This window comes from Aeromonas aquatica, assembly GCF_000764655.1.
Taxonomy (GTDB): domain Bacteria; phylum Pseudomonadota; class Gammaproteobacteria; order Enterobacterales; family Aeromonadaceae; genus Aeromonas; species Aeromonas aquatica.
This window is the reverse complement of sequence record NZ_JRGL01000074.1, coordinates 1-2,108: the sequence shown is the minus strand read 5'-3', so window position 1 is coordinate 2,108 and position 2,108 is coordinate 1. Positions and strand designations below refer to the sequence as shown.

Annotated in this window: 1 protein-coding gene; it reads right to left on the bottom strand. The window is 63.4% G+C overall.

Annotation, left to right across the window (positions count from 1 at the left end; all coding sequences use genetic code 11):
- Positions 1 to 2,108: T1SS-143 repeat domain-containing protein (locus LG30_RS0107870; protein WP_420796341.1), on the bottom strand; the 2,108-nt coding region annotated here is incomplete at both ends.

Below are 2,108 nucleotides of genomic sequence, written 5' to 3'. Positions count from 1 at the left end.
CCGTTGCTGGCGGCGTTGTCGAGCTTGCCGCTGATTTCGACCTGCAGCACCTCGACCCGCTGGCCATTGACTTCCACATAGCCCTTGAGGATCTGGTTACCCGGGATGCTAGCATCGCCGTCCACCAGTTCGTATTTCACGCTCTGGCCTAGGGCGGTCAGGGCTGGCTGCTCCGCGATATCGGCAAACGACACTTCGCTCACCCTATCCGAGCCGGCGTTGACGCTGAAGTGACCGGTGCCGGTCAGGGGGTTGCTGCCATCGAGGTTGCCCTCATCCAGGCTCACCCCGCTGCCCGCCACGAAGCCCGGCGCGTTGCCATCCTTGATGACCAGCGGCAAGTCGGTGGAGGCGCTGTCCCCGTCCTTGTCGGTCAGGGTCACGGTGAGCGGCAGATCCAGGGACTCGTTGCCCTGATGATCCAGCTCACCGCTCAGGGTCACCTTGGCCGTGACGCTCCAGTTACCGTTGTTATCCACCAGGCTCAGCTCGGCGCGCAGCACCTCGCGGCCGTCGGCGCTGGTGCCCACCAGGGAGCCGTCAGCGTCCAGGGTGAAGGTAACAGGGCTGCCGTGGCTGCTGTATTTACCGTCCAGGCTCTGCTGGATGGCGCCGATATCGAACTTCAAACTGGTCGCATCGAGGGCATCGGCGCCGTGACTCACGGTGAAGCTCATGTGGCTGACCACATCCTTGGCCCCCTGATTGGCCTCGGTCATCTCGGTGCCGGTCACGGCGCTGATCACCGGGTTGGCTCCATCGCCGACAGACACGCTCAGGGAAGAGGAGACCTTGTCGCCGTCGCTGTCGGTGAGGGTGAAGCCCGCCTTGAGCAGGCTATCGGCACTGCCCTGATCCAGCGGCTGGTTGAGGGTGAAGACGTAGTGGCCTCTCTGATCAAGCGTGAGGGTGAAAACGTTCTGGCCGTTGACGGTGCCGCTGATGCTGTTGCCACTGACGCTGATCACGACCGGCTGGCCACCGCTGGTGAGCCCCTGCAGGCCAGGCTGGCTGGCATCGAAGCTGATGTTGACCAGGGGATCCGTGCCGGCGGTGATGTTGAGATCCCCGGAGAGGCTCTGAGCGGCGCTCCAGTCGCTGTCTTCCACCAGGTTCAAAGTGACCGCATCCACGCTCGGCAGGGCGCCGTCGGTGATGGCGATATTCAGGGTGCCGAGGTTGCTCTGGTCCCCATCAAAATCGGTGCCCTGCACCTGCAGGCCCAGGTTGACGCTGTTGCTGTCCAGCGGCTGATCCAGCACGCCGTCGAGCTGCAGATGGTATTTGCCGTCCAGGTCCAGGGTGACAGTCAAAATCACCTTGCCAGCGGCATCGAGCAGGGTGATCTGGTTGCCATTGACCTGATAACTAGTGGCTTTACCGCCGCTGGTGAGACCGTCGAGGCCGGGCTGGTTCGCCTCGAAGTTGAGGGACACCAGACAGTCGCTGCCCACATTGACCGGCAGTTGGCCATCCATTGTCTGACCCGATGCCCCTTCTTGCAGGCTGATGCCGCCGTCGATGCCAAGACTCGGGTCTGCCGCATCATTGATCACCACATTGGTGTTGCCGGTGATCACAGAGCCGTCGCTGTCGGTCACCTGTACTGGCAGGCTCAGGTTGAGGTTATCGCTCGCCCCGTGATCCAGGTTGGTGTGCACCGTCACCTGGTAGTCCAGGGTCGCGTCGCTGTGAGCTTCGATGCGGCCCGGCACGTTCGGCAGGGTGACCGTCAACACCAGGGTGCCGCTTTGGCTGATCGCCTGGAAGCTGTGGCCGTTGCTGCCCGGCACTTCCTGCCAGGTCAGGGCCTCACCGTTGTGGGTGATGGGGTTGCCGCTCGCATCCAATACTTGGCCGGAGAGGGTCAGCCGCACGTCCACCACGGGATCCGAGTCGGCGGTGATGGTCAGGTGGCCGGTGGCGTGTTGATCGTCGCCAGTCGCACCGCTGGCGGCGCCGTCGAAGCGCCCTTCTTTCAGGGTCACCCCGGTCAGGGTGATGGTCGGGTTGTTCCCCTCGCCGATGCTGACGTTGAGGGTGCCGCTGGTGCTGTCGTTGTTGCCCGCACCCTTGTCACTGTCGACGACATTGATCTTGAACGGCAG